Origin of the sequence: Rathayibacter sp. AY1B7 (assembly GCF_002932735.1) — a bacterium.
Classification (GTDB): domain Bacteria; phylum Actinomycetota; class Actinomycetes; order Actinomycetales; family Microbacteriaceae; genus Rathayibacter.
In genome coordinates, this window is record NZ_PSWK01000003.1 from 1 (window position 1) to 25,380 (window position 25,380).

Here is a 25,380-nt window from a genome sequence, read left to right on the forward strand (position 1 = left end):
TCATGACTCCCATTGTCCTCCTCCGCACGGCCGCGGGGGCCGCCACGGGCCGGGCGGGGGAGGAGGACGGGGAGTCGGCGTCGGGGAGGAACGTCAGGACGCGTCCTTCACCATCCCGCGGACCGAGAGCTGGACGACCAGCGGCCGGTGGTCGCTCCCGGCGTCGTCGCGGTCGTCGACGACCTGGTAGCCCGAGACCTCCCAGCGTCCGGAGAAGAGGACGTGGTCGATCGGGGCGCCGAGCGCGGGCGGGACCGAGGACGGCCAGGTGCCCAGGGCGGCGCCGCCCGCGACGGTCCCCGCGTCGCGGCAGCCGCCCAGCGTGGCCGAGCCCGGCAGCCCGGTCCAGTGGTCGACCGTGGAGTTCAGATCGCCGAGGACCACGACGTCCTCCTCCGCGGAGCAGAGCGCGGAGACCGAGAGCAGATCGCTCCGCCACTCCGCGAGGCGCGAGGGGATCGGCGCCATGGTGTGCACCGCGGCGAGGACGGGGCGCTCGGGAGTGTCGGGGCGTGCGACGAGGGACGGTGTCGATCCGGTGACGACCGCGGCGGTGTCGACGCTGTAGCCGCCGAGCGAGGGGGAGAGCAGCAGGGCCGCCCCGTCGTCGGCGCCCGACCCGGCGTAGTGGAGGGTCATCGACATCCCCTGGGCGCTGAGCGCGTTCACGACGTCCTGCGCGTGCGTCTGCGAGACCTCGAGGAGGGCGATGCCGTCGACCGCGCTCTCCCGGGCGAGCGAGGCGATCGTGTCGACGGGCACGCCGTCGTGCAGCACGTTCCAGGTCGCGAGGCGCACGTCGGCGAGGCGGTGGGCGCGCGGAGCGGCGGAGTCGTAGCCCCGCGCTCCCTGCACTCCCGCGAGCACGAGCGCGAAGACGACGCCGAGCGCCGCGAGGGCCAGCGCGAGGCGCCTGACCGGAGCGACGAGGACCGCGATCACGACCAGGACAGCGGCGAGCCCGACGGCCGCCGCGCCCGTCGCGAGCCGGAACGGCACCAGCTGGGCGAAGGGGGCCTCCCGGGCGATCCCGAAGAAGCCGGGCGCCGCGACCACCAGCAGAGCGATCGCCACGATCACCGCCACCGCGGTCTTCACCAGTCTCGTCCCCATCGCCGCCCAGGCTACTAGGGCATCGGAGGGCTCGCAGGCGGCGCGTCTACGATGAGCGCATGCATGTCGACGGGGGCCGTTACGACCTCCACACCCACTCCGTCGTCTCCGACGGCACCGAGGCTCCGGCCGTCCTGGTGCGGGCCGCGGCCGCGGCCGGGCTCGCCGGAGTGGCGCTCACCGACCACGACACGACCGGCGGCTGGGCCGAGGCGCTCGCCGCGGCCGAGGAGGCGGGCATCGACCTGCTGCCCGGCATGGAGCTCTCCTCCCGCGTCGGCTGGGCCAGCGTCCACGTCCTCGCGTACCTCGTCGATCCGGCGGATCCGGGGCTCGTGGCCGAGACCGCGCGCATCCGCTCGGCCCGCACGCACCGCGCGGAGGCGATCGTCACCGCGATCGCGGCCGACTACGACCTCACCTGGGACGACGTCCTCGCCCAGACCAGCCCGGGCACGACCATCGGGCGTCCGCACATCGCCGACGCGCTCGTCGCCCGCGGCCTGGCCACCGACCGCTCCGCGGCCTTCGCGGGGATCCTCGACTGGCGCGGCGGCTACTACCGCCCGCACTACGCCCCCGACCCGGTCGACGCCGTGCGCCTGGTTCGCGCGGCGGGCGGGGTCCCGGTCATCGCGCACCCGGCCGCGAGCGCCCGCGGGATCGCGGTCGAGTCGATCCTCCCGCAGCTCGTCGACGCCGGCCTGTTCGGCCTCGAGGTCGAGCACCGCGAGAACACGGCCGACGGCAAGCGCCGCCTGCGCGAGCTCGCCGAGCAGTACTCGCTCGTCACCACGGGCTCGAGCGACTACCACGGCACGGGCAAGCCCAACCGCCTGGGCGAGAACACGACCGCGCGCGCGACCGTCGACGCGATCCGCTCCTCCGCCCGCTGAGTCGCGGAGAGCCGCTGACAGGCGGAGAGCCGCCGGATCACCGTGACCGCTGAGAGGCGGAGAGCCGCTGAGTCGCGGGAGAGCCGCTGAGACGCCGGGAGCCCGCCCTCCCGCGACGGATCGCGGGGGGACGGGCTCGGGGCGCGGAGGCTCAGGCCTGCGCGTCGGGGCGCGGCGAGCGGCGGCGCGACCGGGTGCGGCGGCGCGGCTCGCTGTTGCCGTCGTGATGCTCCTTGCTCTCGCTCGAGGGAGCGGGGCCGGTCTGCTGCGGAGCGGTCGAGTCGGCGGAGTCGGAGCGGGTGCGGCGACGCGGCGGCCGGTCGCCCCGCTCGGAGCGCTCGCCGCGGTCGGAGCGCTCGCCCCGGTCCGGGCGCGCGTCGGCCTTCGCCTCGGCGGGGATCGGGGTCGGCTTCAGCCGTCCCTTGGTCCCCGCGGGGATGTCGAGGTCGGTGTAGAGGTGCGGCGACGACGAGTAGGTCTCGACCGGGTCGGGCTGGCCGAACTCCAGCGCCCGGTTGATGAGGGCCCACTTGTGCAGGTCCTCCCAGTCGACGAAGGTCACCGCGATGCCGGTCTTGCCCGCGCGCCCGGTGCGGCCGACGCGGTGCAGGTAGGTCTGGTCGTCGTCCGGGATCGTGTGGTTGATCACGTGGGTGACGTCGTTCACGTCGATGCCGCGCGCGGCGACGTCGGTGGCGATCAGGATGTCCTTCTTGCCGGCCTTGAACGCCGCCATCGCGCGCTCGCGCTGCTCCTGGTTGAGGTCTCCGTGCACGGCCGCCGCGTTGAAGCCGCGGTCGTTGAGCTCCTCGACGATGCGGGCCGCGGCGCGCTTCGTGCGGGTGAAGATGACGGTCTTGCCGCGGCCCTCGGACTGCAGGATGCGCGCGATGACCTCGTCCTTGTCGAGCGAGTGCGCCCGGTAGACGATGTGCTTGATGTTCGCCTGCGTGATGCCCTCGTCGGGGTCGGTCGCGCGGATGTGGATGGGCTTGTTCATGAAGCGGCGCGCGAGCGCGACGATCGCGCCCGGCATCGTCGCCGAGAAGAGCATGGTGTGGCGGGTGGGCGGCGTCTGCGCGAACAGCTTCTCGATGTCCGAGAGGAAGCCCAGGTCGAGCATCTTGTCGGCCTCGTCGAGGACCATCACCTGCACGTTGGCGAGCGAGAGCAGGCGCTGCCCGGCGAGGTCGAGGAGCCGGCCGGGCGTGCCGACGACGATCTGCGCGCCGGCCTTCAGCTGCTCGATCTGGCCCTCGTAGGCCTTGCCGCCGTAGATCGAGACGATCTTGGTCGGCCGGTTGGAGGCCGCCAGCTCGATGTCCTCGGTGACCTGCACGGCGAGCTCGCGGGTCGGGACGACGATGAGCGCCTTGACGCCCGGCTCCGGGTCGGTGCCGAGGGCCTGGATGAGGGGGAGGCCGAAGCCGAAGGTCTTGCCGGTGCCGGTCTTGGCCTGGCCGATGATGTCCTGCTTCTGCAGGGCCAGGGGGATCGTCTGCTCCTGGATGGGGAACGGCTCGAGGATGCCCTTGGCGGCGAGTGCGGCGACGATGTCGTCGTCGATGTTCAGATCGGAGAAAGTCACGGAGTGAAGCGCCTGTCGTGTCGAACGGTCTACGCCCCTGTACGACTCCGGGCGCAGGGTCACCGATCCAGCGCCGGTGACATCCCGGCGAGTCTACTGCTCCCGGCCCCGCCGGCCCCGGAACCCCGCCCCTCCGGCGCCCTATGCTGAGGAAATGGCTGCCTGGTTCCGACGTCGACGTCCCCTGCTCGAGGTGCCCCGCCTGACGCCGCGCGGGGAGTCGAGCCAGAAGCGCGACCGCGTCGACCTCGCCGACCTCACCCCCGAGGTGCTGCCCTACCTCGGCCAGGTCGCCTACCTCCAGCTCGCGGTGTTCGAGGTGCTGGCGCGCGCCGTCGCCGAGACCGACGACCTCGCGGACAAGGAGGCCATCTCCTCCGCCGCCGGCACGGCGCTCGCGAAGCACCACGCCGTCGTCGCCGAGCTGCGCCGCCGCGACGTGGAGCCCGGCGAGGCCATGGCGCCGTTCCGCCCCGCGATCGACACCTTCGAGCGGCTCACCCGCGGCGCGGACCTCCACGAGACGCTGCTCTCGGCGTACATCACGGCGGGCCTGCTCGACGACTTCTTCATCCGCCTCACCGGCGGGCTGCCCACCGACGTGGGGCCGCGCATCGCGCAGACGCTCGGCGCGGACACGGGCGTCGACGGCGTGATCGCGATCCTCCGCCGCGAGATCGCCGCGGACGGGCGCCTGGGCTCGCGCCTGGCCGTCTGGGGCCGCCGCCTGGTGGGCGACACCCTCCTCGTGGCGCGCTCCGCGCTGATGGGCTCGGGCAACCACGACTCCGACGAGTCGCGGATCGAGCCGGTGTTCACCGAGCTCATCGCCTCGCACACGCGCCGGATGGACGCGCTGGGGCTCACGGCCTGACGGTTCCCGGCGTCGCACTGCCCCGGAATCCGGGACGACGGAGGCGCGGAAGTCCGAGGACTCCCGCGCCTCCGGCTCGGATCAGGGGGCGACGCGTCCCGAGAGCATCGCCTGCAGGGAGGCCTCGTCGCGGCGGGCGCGGCTGCGCCCGAGCGAGAGGCCGACCGGGACGACGACCACGGCGGTCGCGACGAGGGACAGGACCCAGATCAGGCCGCCGTCCCACGGCAGGCCCGCCCAGGTCAGTGCGACCCAGACGACTGCGGCGACGAGGCCGCCGATCGCCGGGACCAGCACGGAGCCGTGCAGGTGCCGGTGCGGCAGCCCGTAGCGCGCGGCGAGACCGATCAGGACCCCGAACAGGGTGATGAAGAGGAGCTCCACGACGTGTCCGCCCGGGACGCTCTAGGCGACGAAGCCGACGCGGCGCGACTCCTCGGAGCCGACCTCGACGAAGGCGATGGTGGCGGTCGGGACGATGTAGATCTTGCCCTTCTCGTCGCGGAGGCGGAGGACGGCGGTGCCGGCCTCGAGAGCGGTGGTCACCGTCTTCTCGACCTCGGTCACGGACATCGACGACTCGAAGTTGAGCTCGCGCGGGGTGTTGACCATTCCAATACGGATTTCCACCAGCAGTGCCTTTCGGGAGGGGACGAGGGTGTCAGGATACGGGACCGCGCTCGGACGACCGCGCCGGTTTCGCGGTGAGCGGAGCGGGCGGCCGGGGCTCCCGGCGGGGACGGGCGGGAGTGTCGGACCCGGTGGCTACCGTGGTCGTGTGACCGCTCCCGCGACCCCCGCTCCCTCCACCGCAGCCTCCGTCGGCGAGGCGCTCCCGGGCGAGCCCGCGGTCGTGCTGGACGACTCCCAGCGCGCGGTGCTCGCGCTGCCCGAGGGCCGCAGCGCCGCCGTGCTCGGGGCGCCGGGGACGGGCAAGACCACGACGGTCGTCGAGCTGGTCGCCGAGCGCGTCCTCGAGCGGGGGTACCCGCCCGAGTCGGTCGTGGTGCTCGCGGCCAGCCGCACCGCCGCCACCGCCCTGCGCGACGTGCTCGCCCTGCGGCTGGGAGTGCCGACCCGGGGCCCGCTCGCCCGGACCGCGACCTCGCTCGCGTTCGAGGCGGTCACCTCCTCCGCCAAGGAGCGAGGCCTCGAGCGGCCGACCCTCCTGACCGGCGGCGAGCAGGACGCACTCCTGTCGGAGCTCGTCGAGGGCCACCTCGAGGAGGGGACCGGCCCGCGGTGGCCGGAGGAGTTCAGCCCCGAGGTGCTGCGGCTGCGGACCTTCCGGACCGAGCTCCGCGAGTTCGGGATGCGGGCGACCGAGCACGGGCTCGACTCGGACGCGATCCGCGCCCTCGGGATCGACGCGGAGCGAGGGGAGTGGAGCGCGGCGGCCGACGTGCTCGACGAGCTGCGCGAGGTGGTCGAGTGGATGGCGCCCCAGGCGGGGACCCGCCTGGACGCTGCGGAGTTCGCGGCCTATGCGGCCGAGGCGATCCGCGCGGGCGAGGGCGGCGAGCGGATCGACGCGCTGCGTCTGGTCGTCGTCGACGACCTCCAGGAGGCGAGCGAGTCGACGCTCGTGCTGCTGCGGGCGCTGACGGAGCGCGGGGTGACCGTGATCGCGCTGGGCGATCCGGACGTGGCGACCAGCGCCTACCGCGGCGCGGCCTCCGACACGCTCGGCCGGTTCGCCGCGAGCATCGGCGCGTCCGACGTCGAGACGCTGGTGCTCGCGCGCGTGCACCGCCACTCGGCCGCGCTGCGGGCGGTCGTGTCCGCGGCCACCGAGCGGATCGGCACCGCGGCGGCCGGCCGGCAGCGGGCGGCGGTCGCGGCTCCGGCCCCCGAGGCGGGCCCGGCGCCCGTCCTGGTGCTGCACGCCCCGACGGCGGCGCGGGAGGCGGCGACGGTGGCGCGGCTGCTGCGCGAGCGGCGGCTGCGCGACGGAGTGCCGTGGCGGCGGATGGCGGTCGTCGTCCGCTCCGGAGCCGCGGTCCAGCCGCTGGTGAAGGCGCTCGCGGTGGCGGAGGTGCCGACCCGCTCCGTGCTCGCCGGACGGGCGCTGCGCGACGATCACGCGGCCCGGGCGCTGCTCGTGCTGGTCGGCGTCGCGATCGGCGAGCGGCCCCTCGACGCGGAACTCGCGGCGGAGCTGCTGCTCGGCCCTTTCGGCGGGGTCGACCGGCTGGGGCTGCGCAGGCTCCGGCTCGCGCTCCGGGCGGAGGAGCTGGCCGGCGGCGGCATCCGCGCGAGCGACCCGCTGCTGGTCGAGGCCCTCGCCGCGCCCGGCCGATTCGCGACCATCGACTCCGCTCCCGCCCGGCAGGCCGAGCGGCTGGCCGTGACGATCGACCGGGTCCGCCGCCTGCACGAGGAGGGGGGCTCGATCGAGGAGCTCCTGTGGTCGGCGTGGGAGTCCAGCCGCGTCGCGTCCTCCTGGCGCGAGCTCGCCCTCGGCACCGGCCTGACCGCCGCCGAGGCCAACCGCAACCTCGACGGCGTGGTCGCCCTCTTCAGCGCCGCGCGCCGGTTCGTGGAGCGGGCGACCGGGCACTCCGCGATCGGCTTCGTCACCGAGATCCTCGAGGCGGAGGTCCCCGAGGACACTCTCGCTCCGCGCTCCGTCGAGGACGCGGTCCTCATCGGCACGCCCTCCTCGGTCGTCGGCCTGGAGTTCGACGTCGTGGTGGTGGCGCGGCTGCAGGACGGCGTCTGGCCCAACCTCCGCCAGCGCGGCTCGCTGCTCGATCCGGACGGCCTGCTGCGGCACGCCCGCGGCGAGGGCGGACTGCCGCTCGACGCCCGCAAGGCCACTCTCGACGACGAGCTCCGGATGTTCGCCCTGGCCGCCTCGCGCGCCCGGCGGCAGCTGGTGCTCAGCGCCGTCGCGGGCGAGGACGAGACGCCCTCCCTCTTCTTCCGGCTCACCCCGCCGGACGCGCCGCGGCTCGATCCGGCCTCCGCGGTGCCGCTCACGCTGCGCGGGGCGGTGGCGGCGCTGCGCCGGACCGCCACCACACCGGACTCGACCGAGGCTCCCGCCGCCATCCGAGGGCTCAGCGCCCTGGCGCTCGCGGAGGTCCCCGGCGCCGACCCCTCCTCCTGGTCCGGGGTGCTCGAGCCCTCGACCACGGAGCCGCTCTTCGACGTCGGCGACCCCGAGCGTCCCGTCTCCGTCTCGCCGAGCCGCCTCGAGGCCTTCGAGCGGTCCCCTCTGGACTGGTTCGTCGACGCCGTCTCCGGCTCCACGACGAGCACGGCGATGGGGGTCGGCACCCTCGTGCACTGGGTCCTCGAGAACGCCGAGCGGCCCGATCCGCAGGAGCTGTGGGCGGCTCTCGAGTCGCGGTGGCCCGAGCTGGTCTTCGAATCGCCCTGGCTGGGGGAGCGGCAGAAGCGCGTCACACGGCGGCTGATCGACGGCCTCGCGGGCTACCTCGCCGACTTCGAGCGCGGGGGAGGCGTGGTGCTCGGCCGCGAGCAGCAGTTCGAGCTCGACGTCCCGCCCGCCCGGGTGCGGGGCTCGATCGACCGCGTCGAGCGCGCGCCCGACGGCTCCGTCACGATCGTCGATCTCAAGACGGGCCGCAGCACCCCCCGCAAGGACGACATCGCCGAGCACGCGCAGCTGGGCAGCTATCAGCTCGCCGTCGCCGAAGGGGCGATCGAGGCGGCCGACCCGGCCGACGGGGGAGGCGCGAAGCTGCTCTTCGTGGCGACGGGCGTGCGCGGGAAGCCGTACCGCGAGGTGGTCCAGGAGCGCTTCGGCGAGGAGGAGCTGGAGCGGCTGCGCGATCGCGTCCGCGCCGCGGCCCTGGGCATGGCGGCGGCGGGCTTCTCGGGCCTGCTCGACGCGACCCCGTTCTCCCCCGGCGACGCCCTGCGGTACCGCATCCACGCGGTGCCCGAGGTCCCGGGGGACGGACTCCTGGCGATCGACGAGGTCGACGAGACAGAGGACCTGGAGGACTCCGAGGAGCCGGGTCCCGATGCGCCGGCCGATCCTTCCGGCCCCGCCGACCCCGACCCCTCCGCCGTCTCCGAGGAGGAGCTGCCGTGATCGACGCCCTGACCATCGCTGAGCGCCTCGACCTGCGCCCGCCCACCGCCGAGCAGCGCGCCGTCATCGAGGCGCCGCTCGAGCCTGCCCTGGTGGTCGCCGGTGCAGGCAGCGGCAAGACCGAGACGATGGCGAACCGCGTCCTCTGGCTCCTCGCGAACGGCCACGCGGCGCCGTCGGAGGTGCTCGGCCTCACCTTCACCCGCAAGGCGGCGGCCGAGCTCGGCGAGCGCATCGGGCGGAGGATCGACCAGCTCGGCGCGGCGGGCCTGCTCCCGCTCGCGCCCGGGCAGTCGGCGCCCGACCCGTTCGAGGCCGCCACCGTCTCGACCTACAACGCCTTCGCGAACACGATCTTCCGCGACAACGCGGCCCTGATCGGCCGCGAGGGGGACGCGACCGTGCTCTCCGAGGCCTCCGCCTGGCATCTCGCGCGGGGAGTCGTGGCCGACACGGCCGATCCGCGCATCCTCGAGGTGGAGGCGGGCATCGACCGGCTGACCGACCTCGTCGTCTCGCTCGCGCACGACCTCGCCGACAACCTCGCCGATCCGGCCGCGGTCGCCGCGTTCGCCGAGGACTTCCTCCGCCTGGGCGAGCTGCCGCGCGGAGGCAGCGGCTCGGGGCTCTACCGCGAGCTCGAGAAGGCGCTGCAGGCCGTGGGCGCGCTGCCGGTGCTGACGGCGCTCGCCGAGCGGTTCCAGGAGGCGAAGGCCGAGCGCGGCTTCGTCGAGTTCTCGGACCAGGTGGCCCTCGCGCTGCGGATCGTCGACCGGGTGCCGCGGATCGTGGACGAGCACCGCGCGAGGTACCGGGTGGTGCTCCTCGACGAGTACCAAGACACCTCCGTGCTGCAGACCCGCCTCCTCTCGCGGCTCTTCACCGGGCAGGGAGTGATGGCCGTGGGCGACCCGCACCAGTCGATCTACGGCTGGCGCGGTGCGAGCGCCGAGGGGCTCGGCCGCTTCGGCACCGATTTCGGGGGAGCGGGCCGCTTCTCCCTCAGCACGAGCTGGCGCAACGGCCGCCGCGTGCTGACCGCCGCGAACGCGATCGTGGAGCCGCTGTCGGCGGGGAGCGCGGTCGCGGTCGACACGCTGAGCGCGGGTCCTCAGGCCTCCGAGCACCCGGTCGAGCTCACCTTCCCCGAGACGATCGAGGAGGAGGCGGACGACGTCGCCGCCTGGTTCGCCGGGCGCCTGCGCCAGAGCGCCGAGCCGCCGTCGGCCGCGGTGCTCTTCCGGGTGCGCGCGCACATGGACCGCTTCGCCGCCGCGCTGGCGAAGCACGGCGTCCGGTACCACATCCTCGGCATCGGGGGCCTGTTGCGGCAGCCCGAGATCGCCGACCTCGTCGCCGCGCTCACCGTGGTCGAGGACCCGGCCGCCGGCAGCGAGCTCGTCCGCCTCCTGGCCGGCGCCCGCTGGCGTCTGGGCGTCCGCGATCTCAAGGCGCTGCGCGACCTCGCCTCGTGGCTCGCGGCGCGCGACCACGCGCACAGGCTGTTTCCGGAGGAGGTGCGCGAGCGGATGCGCGCCTCCGTCACCGAGGGAGAGGGCGGCTCGATCGTCGAGGCCCTCGACTTCATCGCGGCGCGCCGCCCCGGCGACGACGGGCGCATCGACCACTCCGCGCTCGGCGGGTTCAGCGCCGAGGGCCTGCGGCGCCTGCACGAGGCGGGCACCCTGTTCGCCCGGCTGCGCGCCCGGGCCGGGCTCGACCTCCTCGACTTCGTCACCCTGGTCGAGCAGGAGCTGGGCCTGGACATCGAGGTCGAGGCGAACGAGTCGCGCGGGGACGGCCGCGCCAACCTCGAGGCCTTCCGCGAGGCGGTGGCCGGGTACCTGCAGACGGACGACCGCGGCGCCGGCACCGGCTCCTCCCTCCGCGGATTCCTCCGCTGGCTCGTCCTCGCGGACAAGCGCGACGGCCTGGCCCCGCGACCGGAGGACCCGGAGCCGGGGACGGTGCAGCTGCTGACGATCCACGGCTCCAAGGGTCTGGAGTGGGACCTCGTCGCCGTCCCGCGGATGGTCGACGGCGAGCTCCCCGGCACGCCGGTCGAGGGCTTCCGCGGGTGGGTCAGACTGGGTGCGATGCCCTACGCGTTCCGCGGCGACGCCGCCGAGCTCCCCGATCTCGCCTGGCGCGGCTGCAGCACGCAGAAGGAGGTCGTCGACGCGATCGGAGCGTTCGGCGACACCCTCCGCGAGCGCAACGAGGCGGAGGAGCGGCGTCTCGCCTACGTGGCCGTCACGCGGGCGCGTCACCACCTCCTGCTCAGCGGCTCGTGGTGGGCCGGCCAGGCCAAGCCGCGCGGACCGGGCGTCTTCCTTCGCGACCTCGAGGAGGCCGGCACGATCCCGCCGCTGCCGACCGAGCCCGCGAACGAGGAGAACCCGCTCGAGCGGGCCCCGCGCACGTTCCGCTGGCCCCACGATCCGCTCGGCTCCCGCGGCGACCGGGTCCGCGCCGCCGCCGCCCGGGTCCGCAGCGCCGAGCCCGCTCTGCTCGGAGCGCGCGGCGACGACATCCGCCTGCTGCTCGCCGAGCGGGCGGTGCGGCTGGCCGGGGGCGAGCGCACGCCGCTGCCCACCCGCATCCCCGCCTCCCGGTTCAAGGACATCGTCAGCACGCCGGACGAGGTCGCGGCGCAGCTGCGCCGGCCGATGCCGGATCGCCCCTACCGGCAGACCCGGCTCGGCACGACTTTCCACTCCTGGGTCGAGAACCGCTTCGGCGTCCAGGGCGGGGCGGAGGCGGTCGACACCTTCCCCGACGAGCTCGACGACGCCGGCCCCGCGAGCGTCGAGCAGGAGCGGCTCGACGCCCTGATCGCCACCTTCGAGCGCTCGGAGTGGGCCGACCGGCGCCCGGAGGCGGTCGAGATCGAGATCCACCTCCAGCTCGCAGGCCACGTCGTCGTCTGCAAGCTCGACGCGGTGTACCCGACGGAGGACGGCGTGCAGATCGTCGACTGGAAGACCGGGCGGGCGCCGAAGGACGCCGCCGACCTCGAGCTCAAGCAGTTCCAGCTCGCGCTGTACCGGCTCGCCTACTCGCGCTGGCGGGGGGTGCCGCTCGAGAGCGTCGACGCCGTGTTCTACTTCGTCGCCGACGACCTCGTGCTGCGGCCCGAGCGGTTCTACTCCGAGCGCGAGCTCGCGGAGTCGCTCTCCTCGGCGACGGGAGCGAGCCCGCGGCCGTGAGCGGAGGAGCCCGTGCGGGCTCCCGGCGTGCGGTTGAGCAGCTCCTCGACCTCCGAGACCTCCAGCACCGGGCCGGTGTCGGTCGAGAGGGGCGCGGAGAGGTCGCCGAGCACGCTGTCCACCAGCGTGTCGAGCATGGCGACCGCGTCGTCCACGATGGCGGAGTCGTCGGTCTCGGTGCCGTGCAGCAGCCAGCGGGCGAGTTCGAGCTCGGCGTAGAGCTGGGCGCGCTGGCGGATCGTGCGGTCCACTGCTCCCGCGCGCATCCGGGAGTAGGCGGAGAGCGCCGTCTCGGAGCCCGGGGCGCTCAGCAGCCAGTGCAGGTCGCGCGCCGGATCGCCGACCCGCAGCGCCGCCCAGCCGAGCACGGCCGCGACGACGTCGCCCGAGCGGAGGAAGGAGTCGGCGGTCATCGAGCCGTTCACCACGGTCGGGTCGAACTGCCAGAGCGCCTCGTCGGAGGAGGCCGACTCCCAGCGCGCGACGAGCGCCGCCGGGACGTGGCCGGTGTCGGCCGCGCGCTCGATCACCGCGACCGTCTCGTTCACGCTGTCGCGCGCGGTCGCGATCGGCAGGCCCGCCTCCTGGACGAACGACACCGGGAGCGAGTGGATCGCCCCGACGGCCCGGCCGATCGAGTCCGCGAGCCCGCTCTGCGCGGCCACGTCGTCGATGAGGACGCGATCTCCCTCGAGGTACTCGTAGACGACCGCGCGGGTGCCGTCGAACGGCGTCTGCCCGACGCTCTCCTGCAGATCGAAGGGCAGGCGGCTGCGGATGCCGGCGGTCAGCGCTCGGAGCGCGACGAGGTCGCCGAGCTGCTCCTGCTCCGCGAGCGCGGACGTGGGAACGCGCACGACGAGGCGGGCGCCCTCGCGCGTCGTCAGCAGGGCGGAGTCGAAGTCGCCGTGCGTCGAGGAGGTGAAGGGGCGCGCGGAGCGGACGTCGAGGCCCTCGACGGCCGAGGTGGCCAGCGCGGCTAGAGTGAGATGGGATCTGGCCATGGTTTCCAGGGTAGGCGGCTCGTGCCCGGCCGGCCCGCCGCCACGCGCTGTCCCGCCGATGCCGTCGAAGGCCCGCGACAGCGGTCCTCGCGGCCCCCGTCACGAAATGAGCCCCGGATGTCACTGCCCTTCGCCGATCGCCTCCCGCTCTCGCGACAGGCGGCCGACCGCGACGGCGTCGGACGCTCGCGGCCCGCGCTCTTCGACGAGCTGCTCGCCGATCCCGCCACCCGCGTGCTCGTCCTGCACCACGACCGGACTCTGGTCGAGGCCGACCGCCTCTTCCTGCGCCGCCCCGAGGACGTGACCGCCGGAACCCTCCGGATCTACCTCGGCCGCACGCTCGCCGAGGCCCCCGGCGAGCCGGTCGGAACCCCCGTCATCGCGACCGTCCTCACCGACGCGGCCGCCGCCGAGCTCGAGCCCGACGAGGAGCGGTGGAACGGCCTGCGCCCGATCGCCGAGCGCCTGAGCGACCGCGACGCGGGCCTGTTCACCGAGGCTCTCGCCATCGCGAACTGGCACGCCTCGCACGGCTACTCGCCCCGCAACGGCGACCCGACCGTCGTCGAGCAGGGCGGCTGGGTCCGCCGCTCGCCCACCGACGGCAGCCAGGTCTTCCCGCGCACGGATCCGGCGATCATCGTCTGCGTCCTCGACGCGGACGACCGCCTCCTCCTCGGCTCGAACGCGATGTGGGGCACCGGCCGCTTCTCCCTGCTCGCCGGCTTCGTCGAGCCGGGCGAGTCGCTCGAGGCCGCCGTGATCCGCGAGATCGGCGAGGAGTCGGGCATGCGCGTCGTCGACCCGCAGTACCTCGGCTCGCAGCCCTGGCCCTTCCCCGCCTCCCTCATGGTCGGCTTCACCGCCCGCCTCGCCGAGGACCAGTCCCCGGAGGATCTGCTCCCGGACGGCGAGGAGATCGTCGAGCTGCGCTGGTTCACCCGGCAGCAGCTGCACGACTCGCTCGAGTCCGTGCTGCTGCCCGGCCGCTCGTCCATCGCCCGCGCGATGATCGAGGACTGGTACGGAGGCGAGCTGGAGAACGGCCCGATCGCGTGACCCTGCTCGACGGACTCGACGAGGGGCAGCGCGAGGCGGCGGAGGCGCTGCTGGGGCCGGTCTGCGTCCTCGCGGGAGCGGGCACCGGCAAGACCCGGACGATCACGCACCGCATCGCGCACGGAGTGGCGACCGGCGTCTACACGCCCGGTCGCGTCATGGCACTGACCTTCACCAGCCGCGCCGCGGCCGAGCTGCGCTCGCGCCTGCGGGTGCTCGGCGCCGGGGGCGTCCAGGCCCGCACGTTCCACGCAGCGGCTCTCTCGCAGCTCGGCTACTTCTGGCCGCAGCTGGTGGGGGGCACGATGCCGCAGCTGCTCGACGGCAAGGCCCGCCTGCTCGGGCACGCGGCCGAGCGGCTCCGCCTGAAGCTCGACACGGCGACGCTCCGCGACCTCTCGGCCGAGATCGAGTGGCGGAAGGTGTCCGCCCTCTCGCTCGAGCAGTACGCCGTCGCCGCCCGCACGCGCCCCCTGCCCGGACGGCTCACCCTGGAGCAGACGGTCGCGCTCGTGGACGAGTACGAGGGGCTGAAGGACCAGCGCCGCCAGATCGACTTCGAGGACGTCCTGCTCGTGACCGCCGGGATGCTCGAGTCCGAGCCCGCGATGGCGATGCAGGTGCGCGAGCAGTACCGCTTCTTCGTCGTCGACGAGTACCAGGACGTCTCGCCGCTGCAGCAGCGGCTCCTGGAGCTCTGGCTCGGCGACCGGAGCGACCTCTGCGTCGTCGGCGACGCCAGCCAGACCATCTACTCCTTCGCGGGTGCGCGGGCCGACTACCTCCTCGACTTCCCGTCCCGCTGGCCGGCCGCCACCGTGGTGCGTCTGGAGGAGAACTACCGCTCGGCCGCGCCGATCGTGCAGACCGCGAACCGCCTCATGCGGGGCAGGCCCGGCGCCCTCTCGCTCCACGCCGTCGCCGCCGCCGAGGCGCCGGAGCCCGCGATCGACGCCTACCCGGACGACATCGCGGAGGCGCGCGGGATCGCGGCGCGGGTCGCGGCCGACATCGAGGCGGGGGTGCGCCCCTCCGACATCGCGGTCCTCTTCCGCACGAACAGCCAGTCGGCGGTCATCGAGCACGCCCTGCACGAGCGGGGAGTGAGCGCGCACATGCGCGGCGGCAAGCGCTTCTTCGACCTCCCCGAGGTGAAGCAGGCCGTGATGCAGCTGCGCGCGGCGTCCGTGTCGATCAGCGGCGAGCCGCTGTTCAAGTCGGTGAGCGACGTCCTCCGCTCGCTCGGCTGGAGCGCCGAGCCCCCGTCGGCGCCCGGTGCGGTGCGCGACCGGTGGGAGTCGCTGGACACGCTGGCCCGCCTCGTCGACGAGGCCCCTGCCGGATGGACCTTCCGGCAGTTCACGGACGACCTGATCGCACGCCAGCAGGCGCACCACGAGCCGGACCGCGGCGCGGTCACCCTCGCCACGCTGCACTCGGCGAAGGGCCTCGAGTGGGAGTCGGTGCACCTGATGGGGCTCGCCGAGGGCCTGCTGCCGATCTCGTACGCCGCCGGCCTCGAGGCGATCGACGAGGAGCGGCGCCTCCTCTACGTCGGCATCACCCGGGCCCGCCGGCGCCTGCGCCTGTCATGGGCGCGCTCGACGGTCGGCCGCGTCACGCGGAGGGAGCCGTCGCGCTTCCTCGAAGAGCTCGGCACGCGCACTCGGGGTGCGGCTCCCGCTCCCGCACGGTGAACGCTCCGGAGGCGTCGCTGTAGATCCGCTCGGCCCCGCGGAGCCCTCGCCAGCCCGCGAGCAGCCGCCGCAGCACGGCGTCGGCGGCCGCCACGGCGATCGCCGCGCTCGCGAGCGGCGTGCGGGTGGGGGCCGTGCGGCCGAGCACCTGGATCACGAGGCGCGCGCGATCCGGGTCGAGGTCCATCCGGTCCCGCTCGGCGCAGTGCAGGCACGGTCCCGAACCCGGCTCGACGAGGGGTCCGAGGCGCACCGATTCGTCGCCGAACACCACCGCCAGGTGCGGCACATCGGCCGCGAGCCAGTGCGCGGCGCGGGCGGGGGCGACCGTGAAGTCGGCGATCAGCACGGCGAGGTCCGGCGTCCCGTCGTCGGCGACCAGCGAGCAGCCCTCGCTCCGGAGCAGCGTGCGCAGTGCGTCCGGTGCCGCGCCCGTCCCCTCGACGACGACCCGCGGTGCCGGGGGAGGGTCGCCGGGCTCGACGCTGCGCAGCAGGACCGGCCGGAGCGCCTCGAGCACCTCGTCGACCCGCGCCTCGCTCGCTCCGGCGCGCGCCGCGATCAGGCGGACGGTGCCGGCGCTGGTGCCCACGCGGAGGGCGTCGAGCAGCAGCTCCTCCGGGTAGCCGACGCCGTCCAGCACCGCGTGCGGCCGGTCGAGGCCGAGCTGCACCGCGGTCGCGGAGCGCCAGAGCAGGGGGAGTCGGGGATCGAGCCGGAGCACCATCCGGCGATCATGGCCGAGACCGGCCCGGCGCCGCGCGAGTTGTCCACAGGCGGGCGCCGGACGGGGGGTCAGACGGGGCGGTCGCCCGTGGGGGAGGAGCCGCGGTCGTCGTCGTCCGGCGAGCCGGCGTCGTCGGTCGTGTCCGGAGCGTCTCCGGAGGCGCCGTCGCCCTCGCGCGGCATCGTGCCGTTCAGCAGGTCCTCCAGCGCGCGGTCCATCTCGTCGGGCTCCGGGGTCTCGCCGCGGGCCTCGGCCGTGAGCCGGGCGACGAGCGCGCTCGGGTCGTCCAGGTCCTCCGAGCCGGGGAGCAGGTCGGGGTGCGACCAGAGGGAGTCGCGGGCCTCGGGCCCGACGGCGTCGGTCACGGCCTGCCACATCGCGGCGGCCTCGCGGAGGCGGCGCGGGCGCAGCTCCAGGCCGACGAGGGTGGCGAAGGCGGATTCGGCCGGCCCGCCGGAGGCGCGGCGGCGGCGGACCGTCTCGGCGATCGCCCCGGCGCTGGGCAGGCGGGTGGTCGCCGCCGCGGTGACGACGTCGACCCACCCCTCGATGAGGGCGAGGACGGTCTCGAGGCGGCCGTGCGCGGCGAGCTGCTCCTCCGTCTTCGGCGGGATGAGCGCGCCGGAGGTCATCGCGTCGCGGAGCTCCTCGGGGTTCGACGGGTCGAAGCCCTCGGCCAGCTCCTCGAGGCGGGTGGTGTCGATGCTGATCCCGCGCGCGAAGTCGGTGATCTGCGAGATGAGAGCGAGACGGAGCCACTTGCCGTGCCGGAAGAGGCGGGCGTGCGCGAGCTCGCGGACCGCCAGGTACAGCTGCACCTGGTCGAGCGGGATGTCGAGGCCCTCGCCGAACGCGGCGACGTTCTGCGGCAGGATCGCCGCGTCGTTCTCCTCCAGCAGCGGGATGCCGATGTCGCCGCCCGAGACGACCTCGGCGGCGAGCTGCCCGACGACCTGGCCCAGCTGCAGGGCGAACAGGGTGCCGCCGATCCCGCGCATCATGCCCTCGGCACCGGCGATCATCGCCTGCATCTCCTCCGGGGCCTGCTCGCGGAGCACGCGGGTCAGCGCGTCCGAGATGCTCAGCGCCACCGGCTCGGCGAGCTGGGTCCAGACCGGCATCGTCAGGGAGATCCACTCGAGGCGGCTGATCGAGCGCGGCGTGCGGCTCAGCTCGGAGACGTACGCGACCTCGTCGAGCCAGAGCGCGGCGACGCCGAAGGCCGCGTCGATCGGAGCCCGCACGGAGTCGGACACCGGCGCGGACTCGGCGCGCGCGAGCTGCTTCGCCTGCTCGAGCGAGAGCGTCCAGTTGACGCCGCCGTCGCCGTTCTGCTGCATCGCGCTCTGCAGCTGCGAGAGCAGGTTCTGCAGGGCCACCGGGTCGTTCGGCAGTCCCGCCGCTCCGGCGAGCTGCGAGGGGTCGACCGGGCCGTTCCCCGAGAGGAACTGCCGCAGCATCTCCCGGAACTCGTCCTCGGAGCCGCCGCCCGCTCGGTCCGCACTGTCGCCATCGGCCATCGGGATCAGCCCTCCGTCGCTCACGTGAATCCGGTCGCCGCACCGCCTCCGCGGCCCTGCACAGGGCGCCGGTTCCGGCGCGACTCCCAGTCGTGCAAGCTACGTTAGCCCGAGCGCCCGGGGCCTCGGCGTGCAGAGCACCGCTCGGGCCCAGCCCGCTTCCGCCCGCCGCGAACATCCCGGCGGAGCCGCTCCACCCGTTGCCAGAAAGGCCCCCGTGTCGCTGTTCTCCGACGACCCGCGCCCCTCCTCCTCCCCGCGCCGCCCGTGGGTCGGACCGGTCGTCCTCCTCTCGGGTGTCGCCGTCGTGGTCGGTCTGGGCGTCGCGCCCGCCCCCTACGTGATCGAGCAGCCCGGCCCCGTGTTCGACACCCTGGGCAGCAGCAAGGACGTGCCCCTCATCTCGATCCCGGACCGCACCACCTACCCCACGGCCGGCACGCTCGACATGCTCACCGTGTCGGTCGTCGGCAACCCGCAGAGCCTGCCCACCTGGGTCGAGGTCGCGAGCGCCTGGTTCGACAGGACCAAGGCGGTCGTCCCGGTCGACGCGATCTTCCCTCCCTCCTCCACGGTCGAGGAGCGCGACGAGGCCAACCAGGCCGAGATGACCGACTCCCAGCAGGAGGCGATCGCCGCCGCGCTCACCGAGCTCGGCTACCCCGTCGAGCAGCGCGTCTCGGTCGTGCAGGTGCCCGAGGGCTCCCCGGCCGAGGGCGTCCTGGAGGCGGGGGACGAGATCCTCGCGGTCGCGGGCACCCCCGTCGCCGACGCGACCGCCCTGCGCACGACCCTGCAGACCCTCGGCACAGGCTCCCCGGTGCAGGTCAGCATCGAGCGCGAGGGCGCCCGGCAGGAGGTGGAGGTCACGCCGCGCGACTCGAACGGCGCCGCCGTCATCGGCGTCCTCCCCGGAGCGGCCTTCGACTTCCTTTTCGAGGTCGACATCCAGCTGGACGACGTGGGCGGGCCGAGCGCGGGCATGATGTTCGCCCTCGGGATCATCGACAAGCTCACCGAGGGCGAGCTCAACGGCGGGCGGAGCGTCGCCGGGACCGGCACGATCGACGCGGCCGGCGAGGTCGGCGCCATCGGCGGGATCCGCCAGAAGCTCTACGGGGCGGAGGGCGCCGGAGCCGAGTACTTCCTCGCCCCCGCGACCAACTGCAACGAGGTCGTCGGCCACGTCCCCGACGGGCTCGACGTGCTCGCGGTCTCGACCCTCGACGACGCCCTCGCCGCACTGAAGGGCATCGCGGCGGGCGACACCTCCGGGCTGCCGGACTGCAGCACCGCCGCTCCCCTCGACTGATCCCGCCCGCCGACCCCGGGTCGACGCCCAGGTGAGCCGGACAGCCGTCGCATAGCATGGGTGGCCTCCCCTCACATCTCGACAGCAAGAGGCCCTCACGTGAGTTCCACAGCAACCGAAACCCCGCCGCGGAAGAGACGGAGCGTCCTCGCCGTCACTGTCGTGGTGGTGGCCGTCCTGGTGGTGGCGTTCTTCGTCTTCGCCGGTCTGTACACCGACATCCTCTGGTACGACCAGCTCGGCTTCCTCTCCGTGCTCACGACGCAGTGGGCGGCGGCGGGCGGTCTCTTCGTCATCGGCTTCGTCGCCATGGCGGTGCCGGTGTTCATCAGCCTGATGCTGGCTTACCGCCTCCGGCCGGTCTACGCGAAGCTCAACTCGCAGATCGACCGCTACCAGCAGGTCGTGGAGCCGCTGCGGCGCCTGGCCACCTTCGGGATCCCCGCGGTGCTCGGCCTCTTCGCCGGCGTCTCCTCCGCCACCCGCTGGCAGACGAGCCTCACCTTCTGGAACCGCACGCCCTCGGGCACCACGGATCCGCAGTTCGGCCTCGACACGTCGTTCTACCTCTTCGAGCTGCCCTTCTACCAGAGCATCGTCGGCTTCGCGTCGGCGGTCCTGCTGATCTCGGCGTTCGCGACCCTCGCCACCGGCTACCTCTACGGAGCGATCCGGGTGAACGGCCGCGAGATCCGCATCTCGAAGGCCTCGCGCATCCAGCTGGCGGTCATCGCCGCCCTCTACCTCGCCGTGCAGGCGGTCAGCCTCTGGCTCGACCAGTACGCGACGCTCGCGCAGCAGGGGCCCCGCATCACCGGCGCCACCTACTCCACCGTCAACGCGACGATCCCGGGCCTGCAGATCCTGGCCGGCATCGCGGCGCTGGTCGCGATCCTCTTCGTCGTCACCGCCTTCATCGGCCGCTGGCGCTTCCCGGTCATCGGCACCGCGCTGCTGATCGTGTCGAGCCTGCTCGTCGGCTCCCTCTACCCGTGGATCGTGCAGAAGTTCCAGGTCGAGCCCAACGAGCGCACGCTCGAGCAGCCCTTCATCCAGAACAACATCGACATGACGCGCCAGGCCTACGGCGTCAGCGACGTCGACGTCATCCCCTACGACGCGACCACCGACGCGGAGCCGGGCGCCCTGCGCTCGGACGCCGAGACCACCGCGAACATCCGCATCCTCGACCCCGCCGTCGTCACCGACGCGTTCTCGCAGCTGCAGCAGTTCCGCCAGTACTACAAGTTCGGCGACACGCAGAACGCGCTCGACGTCGACCGCTACTCCATCGACGGATCGACGCAGGACGCCGTGGTCGGCGTCCGCGAGCTGAACCTCAACGGCCTCGGCACCAACCAGACCTGGTACAACCAGACGCTGGTCTACACCCACGGCTACGGCCTGGTCGCCGCGTACGGCAACCAGCGATCGGCCGACGGCGAGCCGGTGTTCATCGAGTCCGGCGTCCCGACGACGGGCGACCTCGGCGACTACGAGCCGCGGATCTACTTCGGCGAGAACTCCCCGCCGTACTCGATCGTGGGCGGCAACGACTCGCGCGACATCGAGCTCGACTACCCCTCGGGCACCGACGGCGCGCAGCAGACCTACACGACCTTCGACGGCGAGGGCGGCCCCGCTCTCGACAACGTCTTCAAGAAGCTCGTCTACGCGATCAAGTTCCAGTCCGAGCAGATCTTCCTGTCGGACGGCGTGAACGACGACTCGCAGATCCTCTACGACCGCGATCCCGTGCAGCGCGTCCAGAAGGTCGCGCCGTACCTCAAGCTCGACTCCGACGCCTACCCGACCGTCGTCGACGGCCGCGTGAAGTGGGTCGTCGACGGGTACACCACCTCGGCCGACTACCCGTACTCGGAGGTGCAGAGCCTCTCGCAGGCGATCGCCGACACGAACACGCAGCAGCAGTTCCCGACCGACGACGTCAACTACATCCGCAACTCGGTGAAGGCGACCGTCGACGCGTACGACGGCAGCGTCACGCTCTACGCGTGGGACACCGAGGACCCGATCCTGCAGACCTGGCAGAAGATCTTCCCGACCACGGTGAAGCCCGTGAGCGACATGTCGGGTGAGCTGCTCAGCCATGTCCGGTACCCGGAGGACCTCTTCAAGGTCCAGCGCGCGGTCCTCGGCACCTACCACGTGACCGACGCGGGCTCCTTCTACTCCCGCGAGGACGCCTGGGCGACGCCGAACGACCCGACCAGCGGAGCCGCGACCACGGCCGCCGCGACCGGCACCAGCCTGCAGCCGCCGTACTACCTGACGCTGCAGACGCCGGATCAGGACGTGCCGTCGTACTCGCTCTACTCGACGTACATCCCGGCGAGCGTCCAGGGCGCGCAGGCCAGCCGCAACGTGCTGACCGGCTACCTCGTGGCCGACTCCGACGCCGGCTCGACGGCGGGCTCCGTGGCCGACGGCTACGGCACGCTACGCCTGCTCGAGCTGCCGAAGGACGACACGGTGCCCGGCCCCGGCCAGGTGCAGAACGCGTTCACCACCGACCCGACGGTCGCGAACGAGCTGAACATCCTCTCCCGCGGCGACACCACCGTCACGAGGGGCAACCTGCTCACGCTGCCGGTCGGCGGCGGCCTGCTCTACGTCCAGCCGATCTACGTGCGCTCCAACGGAGACACGAGCTTCCCGCTCCTGCAGAAGGTGCTGGTCGCGTTCGGTGACGACATCGCCTTCGAGGACACCCTCGACGCGGCCCTCGACAGCCTCTTCGGCGGCGACTCGGGAGCCGACGCGGGCGACACCGGCACGCCGACGACTCCGGACGCCGGCACCGGCACCTCGGGCGGCGACACCGGAGGCGACGCGGGCGGCACGACCGGCGGCACCGGCTCCACGCCGGCCACGGGCGACCAGACGGCGCTGCAGCAGGCGCTGAACGACGCGCGGGACGCCCTCACGGCTCGCGAGAACGCCCTCAAGGCGGGCGACCTCACCGCCTTCGCGGCGGCGGACGAGCAGCTGACCGAGGCGCTCTCGCGGGCGCTGCAGGCCGAGGGCGGCCAGTAGCCCGCATGGTGCAGGTCGACCGCGGCGAGCACCTCCGCTCGGGGGAGTGGCTCGAGCTGAACCGCACGTACTGGGAGGAGCGCACCGGCGAGGGTGCGCTCCACCCGGAGCTCGTCACCGCGGCGCTCCTCGACCCCGGTCCGAGGATCCTCCAGCTCGGCTCGGGCGACGGGCTCGACGCGCTCGAGCTCGCCGAGCGCGGCGCCCGCGTGGTGGGCGTCGACTTCTCGATGCCCGCCGTGCGCCGAGCACGCGCCGGCGCCGCGGACAGGGACCTCGCCGGCTCCGCCCGCTTCGTCTGCGCGAACCTCTACGAGCTGCGGCATATGCTGCCGGAGCCCGACTCGTTCGACGTCGTGGTCTGCAGCGCCGGCGTCGTCTCGTGGCTCCCCGACCTGGAGGAGTGGGCGCGGCTGGTGGAGTGGTTCGTCGCCCCCGGCGGCGCGGTGCTCGTCGTCCCGTCGTCGTCCGCTCTCGTCGACGCCGACGTCCGCACCTGGTCGCGCACCTCGTCCGAGCTCGCAGCCGCCCTGACGGCGGTCGGGCTGAGCGTGGACGGGAGCGCCGTGCTGCGCGCCGCCAAGCCCGCCTGAGACCGGAGCCCGCTCCCACCGCCGCGTCGATTTGCACCGGCGCCGGAACGCGTGTAATGTTTCTTCTTGTGCCGCGGGGTGGAGCAGTTCGGTAGCTCGCTGGGCTCATAACCCAGAGGTCGTAGGTTCAAATCCTGCCCCCGCAACAAGAAAGCGAAAGCCGGTCCTGAGAAGGGCCGGCTTTCGTCGTTAACACGGGTCGCGGACGTGCTGCCCGCGGCTGACGGTGTTCGGGCCGAGACCTAGTCGCCCTCGATCACGCTCAGCACGTTGCCCGCCGGATCGCGGAACCAGCAGATCGTCGGCCCGTGGCCGCGCATCACTCCGTCCGCATCGGTCGGCAGCGACGGGTCGTCGTAGATCGCCGTGGTGACGCCTGCCGCGTGCAGCTCGGCGACCGCCACGTCGACGTCCTCCACCGAGAAGTTCAGGATCGTGAACGACGCCGGCTCGTGGTCCGGCTTCGGGTACGCGATCGCGCGGCCTCCGCCCGGCAGCCGGATGTCGAGGATCCCCATCGCGTTCAGCTCGACCTCGAGCCCGAGCACTCCGCCGTAGAAGGCCCGCGCCGCCTCCACGTCGTCCACGCTGAAGCCGCTGAAGGCCCTCTCGCTCCGGATCATCGCCGTCCTCCGTCCCGCGGCCGCACCGTCGCGCCCGCTCCGCTCCGGACGCTACTCCGGTCGCCCGTCCGCGTCACCGTCGGATCCGCCCGCGGCGCCGCCAACCGCGAGCCGGTCTCGCGCGACCCGCATCCGCGGACCGGCCTCCCGACGCTCCGCGCCGACGCGTGTGCCGGACCGGCCCGCACGTTAGGCTCGACCCCGATGCGAGGGGTGCTGCTGTGAGGGACGAACGCGGAGACGACGGCTCGAACGAGGGGCTCGGCGGCCGCCCGACCCGGCGGAGCCCGCGGCAGGCGCCGCACGCGCTGCCCGCGGCACGCGTCGCCACTCCGGTCCTCACGCCCGTCCGCCCCGTGCGGCGCCGCCGGGGCCGTGTCTTCCGCGCGACCGTGAGCACGGTCGCCCTCGCCGCCATCGCGGGCCTCGTGGCGGTCTCCGCGCTCCCCGCCTACTCCTTCGACCCGGCACCCGATTCGCAGGCCGCCGTCGAGGCCGCCGCCCGCGTGCAGGCGCTCGGCAACCAGAAGCTCACCGTCGCGCCGACCGCGGTCCAGGAGCAGGTCATCCGCGACTCCTTCACCGCACCGACCCAGGCCCAGCTCGACGAGGCGGCCGCCCAGGCGCGCGCGCTCGCCGCTGCCGAGCAGGCCGCCCGCGACGCCGAGACCGCCCGCCTCGCCCAGGAGGCGCAGGCCGCGGCAGGCACGACCGGCGCGGACGGCGCCGCCGCGGGCAGCGGCGGCACCAGCACCTCGGTCACGCCCCGCGAGGAGGGCGACGACTACCCCTGGCGCGACCAGCTCACCGACGACCAGGGCGGCGGCCTCTCGCCGCTGCGGTACTACTACCGCGAGTGCGTCGACTTCGTCGCCTGGCGGATCAACCGCGACCAGGGCTCGACGAGCGCACCCTTCAAGTGGACCTGGGGCAACATGACCCCGGGCGGAGGCAGCGCCTACGCGTGGGCCGGCCAGTGGGCCTCCCACGGCTGGGTGACCAGCAGCACGCCCGTCCCCGGCGCGGTCGCCTGGTTCACCGGCAACCACGTCGCCTACGTGCAGGCCGTCAACTCCGACGGCACGGTCTCGCTCGAGGAGTACAACTGGGGCAACGACCACGCGTACCACAAGCGCACCATCCCGGCCTCCCAGGTCGCCCTCTTCCTCTACCCGCCGAGCTGATGACCGGCGCCGTCGGCATGGCCGTGGCGCAGTTCGCCCCATCGACGGACCGGGAGGCGAACATCGCGACGATCGGGCGCCTGGCCCGGATCGCCGCCGAGCGCGGCGCGAGCCTGGTGGTGCTGCCGGAGTACAGCTCCGCCTTCACCGATCCGCTCGGGCCCGAGCTGGTCGCGGCGGGCGAGGCGCTCGACGGCCCGTTCGTCACGGCTCTCGCGGCGCTCGCGCGCGAGCTCCGGATCCACCTCGTGGCGGGCATGGTCGAGGCGGTGGACGGGCGCCGCATCGCGAACACGCTCGTCGCGCTCGACCCCGAGGGCGCGCTCGTGGCCCGCTACCGCAAGCTGCACCTGTACGACGCCTTCGGCCAGACCGAGTCGGAGTGGGTCGCCGCGGGGGAGATCGCCGCACCCGAGACGTTCGAGGTCGGCGGCCTCGTCGTCGGGCTGCAGACCTGCTACGACCTGCGCTTCCCGGAGGTCAGCCGCTGGCTGGTCGACGCCGGGGTCGACGTCATCGCGGCACCGGCCGAGTGGGTGCGCGGCCCGCTCAAGGAGGCGCACTGGCGGACGCTGGTCACCGCCCGCGCGCTCGAGAACACGGTGTACCTCGTCGCAGCCGACCAGACCCCGCCGATCGGGGTCGGCACGAGCATGATCGTCGATCCGATGGGCGTCGAGACCGTCACCCTCGGCGAGGTCGAGGATGTCGCCGTCGCCTGGGTCTCGCGCGAGCGGATCGACGCGGCGCGCGCGAAGAACCCCGCTCTGGCGCTGCGGCGCTTCCGGGTGCTGCCGCTCTGACCGCCGCCCCCGGCCCGACGGCGCCGGGCAGCCGACCGAATCCGTTGAGGCC

19 protein-coding genes and 1 tRNA gene are annotated in these 25,380 nt (G+C 73.8%); 12 read left to right on the forward strand and 8 right to left on the reverse strand.

The features are described 5' to 3' along the window. Positions 1-93: 93 nt before the first annotated feature. Positions 94-1,113 (reverse strand): endonuclease/exonuclease/phosphatase family protein, encoded by a 1,020-nt coding sequence (locus tag C5C95_RS02375; protein WP_146078796.1) that lies wholly within the window; start codon positions 1,111-1,113, stop codon positions 94-96. 59 nt (positions 1,114-1,172) lie between these two features. Here C5C95_RS02375 and C5C95_RS02380 point away from each other — a divergent pair, with 59 nt between their 5' ends. Further along, positions 1,173-2,009 (forward strand): PHP domain-containing protein, encoded by an 837-nt coding sequence (locus C5C95_RS02380; RefSeq protein WP_104224845.1) that lies wholly within the window; start codon positions 1,173-1,175, stop codon positions 2,007-2,009. 151 nt (positions 2,010-2,160) lie between these two features. Here the strand turns inward: C5C95_RS02380 and C5C95_RS02385 are convergent, their stop codons facing one another. Further along, complete coding sequence (locus C5C95_RS02385) at positions 2,161-3,597, reverse strand: DEAD/DEAH box helicase (RefSeq protein ID WP_104224844.1); 1,437 nt, start codon at positions 3,595-3,597, stop codon at positions 2,161-2,163. A 154-nt stretch (positions 3,598-3,751) separates the two neighbouring features. Here C5C95_RS02385 and C5C95_RS02390 point away from each other — a divergent pair, with 154 nt between their 5' ends. After that, the gene (locus tag C5C95_RS02390) at positions 3,752-4,471 is read left to right on the forward strand and encodes a ferritin-like fold-containing protein (RefSeq protein WP_104261755.1); all 720 of its coding nucleotides are present in this window, start codon (positions 3,752-3,754) and stop codon (positions 4,469-4,471) included. A gap of 81 nt (positions 4,472-4,552) precedes the next feature. Here the strand turns inward: C5C95_RS02390 and C5C95_RS02395 are convergent, their stop codons facing one another. Together C5C95_RS02395 and C5C95_RS02400 are read right to left on the reverse strand one after the other, a co-directional pair. Then, positions 4,553-4,855 (reverse strand): hypothetical protein, encoded by a 303-nt coding sequence (locus C5C95_RS02395; RefSeq protein ID WP_104226942.1) that lies wholly within the window; start codon positions 4,853-4,855, stop codon positions 4,553-4,555. A 21-nt stretch (positions 4,856-4,876) separates the two neighbouring features. Further along, a complete protein-coding gene (locus C5C95_RS02400) occupies positions 4,877-5,101 on the reverse strand; it encodes a DUF3107 domain-containing protein (protein WP_104224841.1) in 225 nt (74 codons plus the stop codon). A 148-nt stretch (positions 5,102-5,249) separates the two neighbouring features. On the opposite strand from C5C95_RS02400, the gene C5C95_RS02405 reads away from it, so the two are divergent. Beyond that, entirely contained in the window at positions 5,250-8,537 is a 3,288-nt protein-coding gene (locus tag C5C95_RS02405) for an ATP-dependent DNA helicase (RefSeq protein WP_104323721.1), read from the forward strand. Further along, the gene (locus tag C5C95_RS02410) at positions 8,534-11,746 is read left to right on the forward strand and encodes an ATP-dependent DNA helicase (RefSeq protein WP_104323722.1); all 3,213 of its coding nucleotides are present in this window, start codon (positions 8,534-8,536) and stop codon (positions 11,744-11,746) included. Before C5C95_RS02405 ends, C5C95_RS02410 begins: the two co-directional genes overlap by 4 nt. On the opposite strand, the gene C5C95_RS02415 is transcribed toward C5C95_RS02410, so the two are convergent. Further along, complete coding sequence (locus C5C95_RS02415) at positions 11,683-12,750, reverse strand: phosphotransferase (protein WP_104224838.1); 1,068 nt, start codon at positions 12,748-12,750, stop codon at positions 11,683-11,685. The genes C5C95_RS02410 and C5C95_RS02415 overlap by 64 nt on opposite strands. Positions 12,751-12,867: 117 nt before the next feature. Here C5C95_RS02415 and nudC point away from each other — a divergent pair, with 117 nt between their 5' ends. Beyond that, a complete protein-coding gene (gene nudC, locus C5C95_RS02420) occupies positions 12,868-13,812 on the forward strand; it encodes an NAD(+) diphosphatase (protein WP_104323723.1) in 945 nt (314 codons plus the stop codon). Beyond that, a complete protein-coding gene (locus C5C95_RS02425) occupies positions 13,809-15,509 on the forward strand; it encodes an ATP-dependent helicase (RefSeq protein WP_104323724.1) in 1,701 nt (566 codons plus the stop codon). Before nudC ends, C5C95_RS02425 begins: the two co-directional genes overlap by 4 nt. Here the strand turns inward: C5C95_RS02425 and C5C95_RS02430 are convergent. Both C5C95_RS02430 and C5C95_RS02435 read right to left on the reverse strand, forming a co-directional pair. After that, positions 15,430-16,236, reverse strand: a complete 807-nt coding sequence (locus tag C5C95_RS02430) for a hypothetical protein (protein ID WP_104323725.1) — start codon at positions 16,234-16,236, stop codon at positions 15,430-15,432. The genes C5C95_RS02425 and C5C95_RS02430 overlap by 80 nt on opposite strands. 68 nt (positions 16,237-16,304) lie before the next feature. Further along, positions 16,305-17,756, reverse strand: coding sequence for a zinc-dependent metalloprotease (locus C5C95_RS02435; protein ID WP_104238192.1), 1,452 nt, complete (start codon positions 17,754-17,756; stop codon positions 16,305-16,307). Positions 17,757-17,973: 217 nt separating this feature from the next. On the opposite strand from C5C95_RS02435, the gene C5C95_RS02440 reads away from it, so the two are divergent. The 4 genes from C5C95_RS02440 to C5C95_RS02455 all read left to right on the forward strand — a co-directional run bounded on the left by C5C95_RS02440 (position 17,974) and on the right by C5C95_RS02455 (position 22,864). Continuing rightward, on the forward strand, positions 17,974-19,068 hold the full coding sequence (locus tag C5C95_RS02440) for a PDZ domain-containing protein (protein WP_104323726.1): 1,095 nt from the start codon (positions 17,974-17,976) through the stop codon (positions 19,066-19,068). Positions 19,069-19,167: 99 nt separating this feature from the next. After that, on the forward strand, positions 19,168-22,125 hold the full coding sequence (locus C5C95_RS02445; protein WP_181027225.1) for a UPF0182 family protein: 2,958 nt from the start codon (positions 19,168-19,170) through the stop codon (positions 22,123-22,125). Between the two features lie 5 nt (positions 22,126-22,130). Next, a complete protein-coding gene (locus C5C95_RS02450) occupies positions 22,131-22,718 on the forward strand; it encodes a class I SAM-dependent methyltransferase (RefSeq protein ID WP_104323727.1) in 588 nt (195 codons plus the stop codon). Between the two features lie 72 nt (positions 22,719-22,790). Next, positions 22,791-22,864, forward strand: a tRNA-Met gene (locus C5C95_RS02455). Between the two features lie 96 nt (positions 22,865-22,960). Here C5C95_RS02455 and C5C95_RS02460 read toward each other — a convergent pair. Continuing rightward, complete coding sequence (locus C5C95_RS02460) at positions 22,961-23,341, reverse strand: VOC family protein (RefSeq protein ID WP_104308148.1); 381 nt, start codon at positions 23,339-23,341, stop codon at positions 22,961-22,963. A gap of 221 nt (positions 23,342-23,562) precedes the next feature. On the opposite strand from C5C95_RS02460, the gene C5C95_RS02465 reads away from it, so the two are divergent. Together C5C95_RS02465 and C5C95_RS02470 are read left to right on the forward strand one after the other, a co-directional pair. Beyond that, a complete protein-coding gene (locus C5C95_RS02465; RefSeq protein ID WP_104317468.1) occupies positions 23,563-24,525 on the forward strand; it encodes a CHAP domain-containing protein in 963 nt (320 codons plus the stop codon). Further along, positions 24,525-25,328 (forward strand): carbon-nitrogen hydrolase family protein, encoded by an 804-nt coding sequence (locus C5C95_RS02470; protein WP_104247828.1) that lies wholly within the window; start codon positions 24,525-24,527, stop codon positions 25,326-25,328. Before C5C95_RS02465 ends, C5C95_RS02470 begins: the two co-directional genes overlap by 1 nt. The last annotated feature ends 52 nt before the right edge of the window (positions 25,329-25,380 follow it).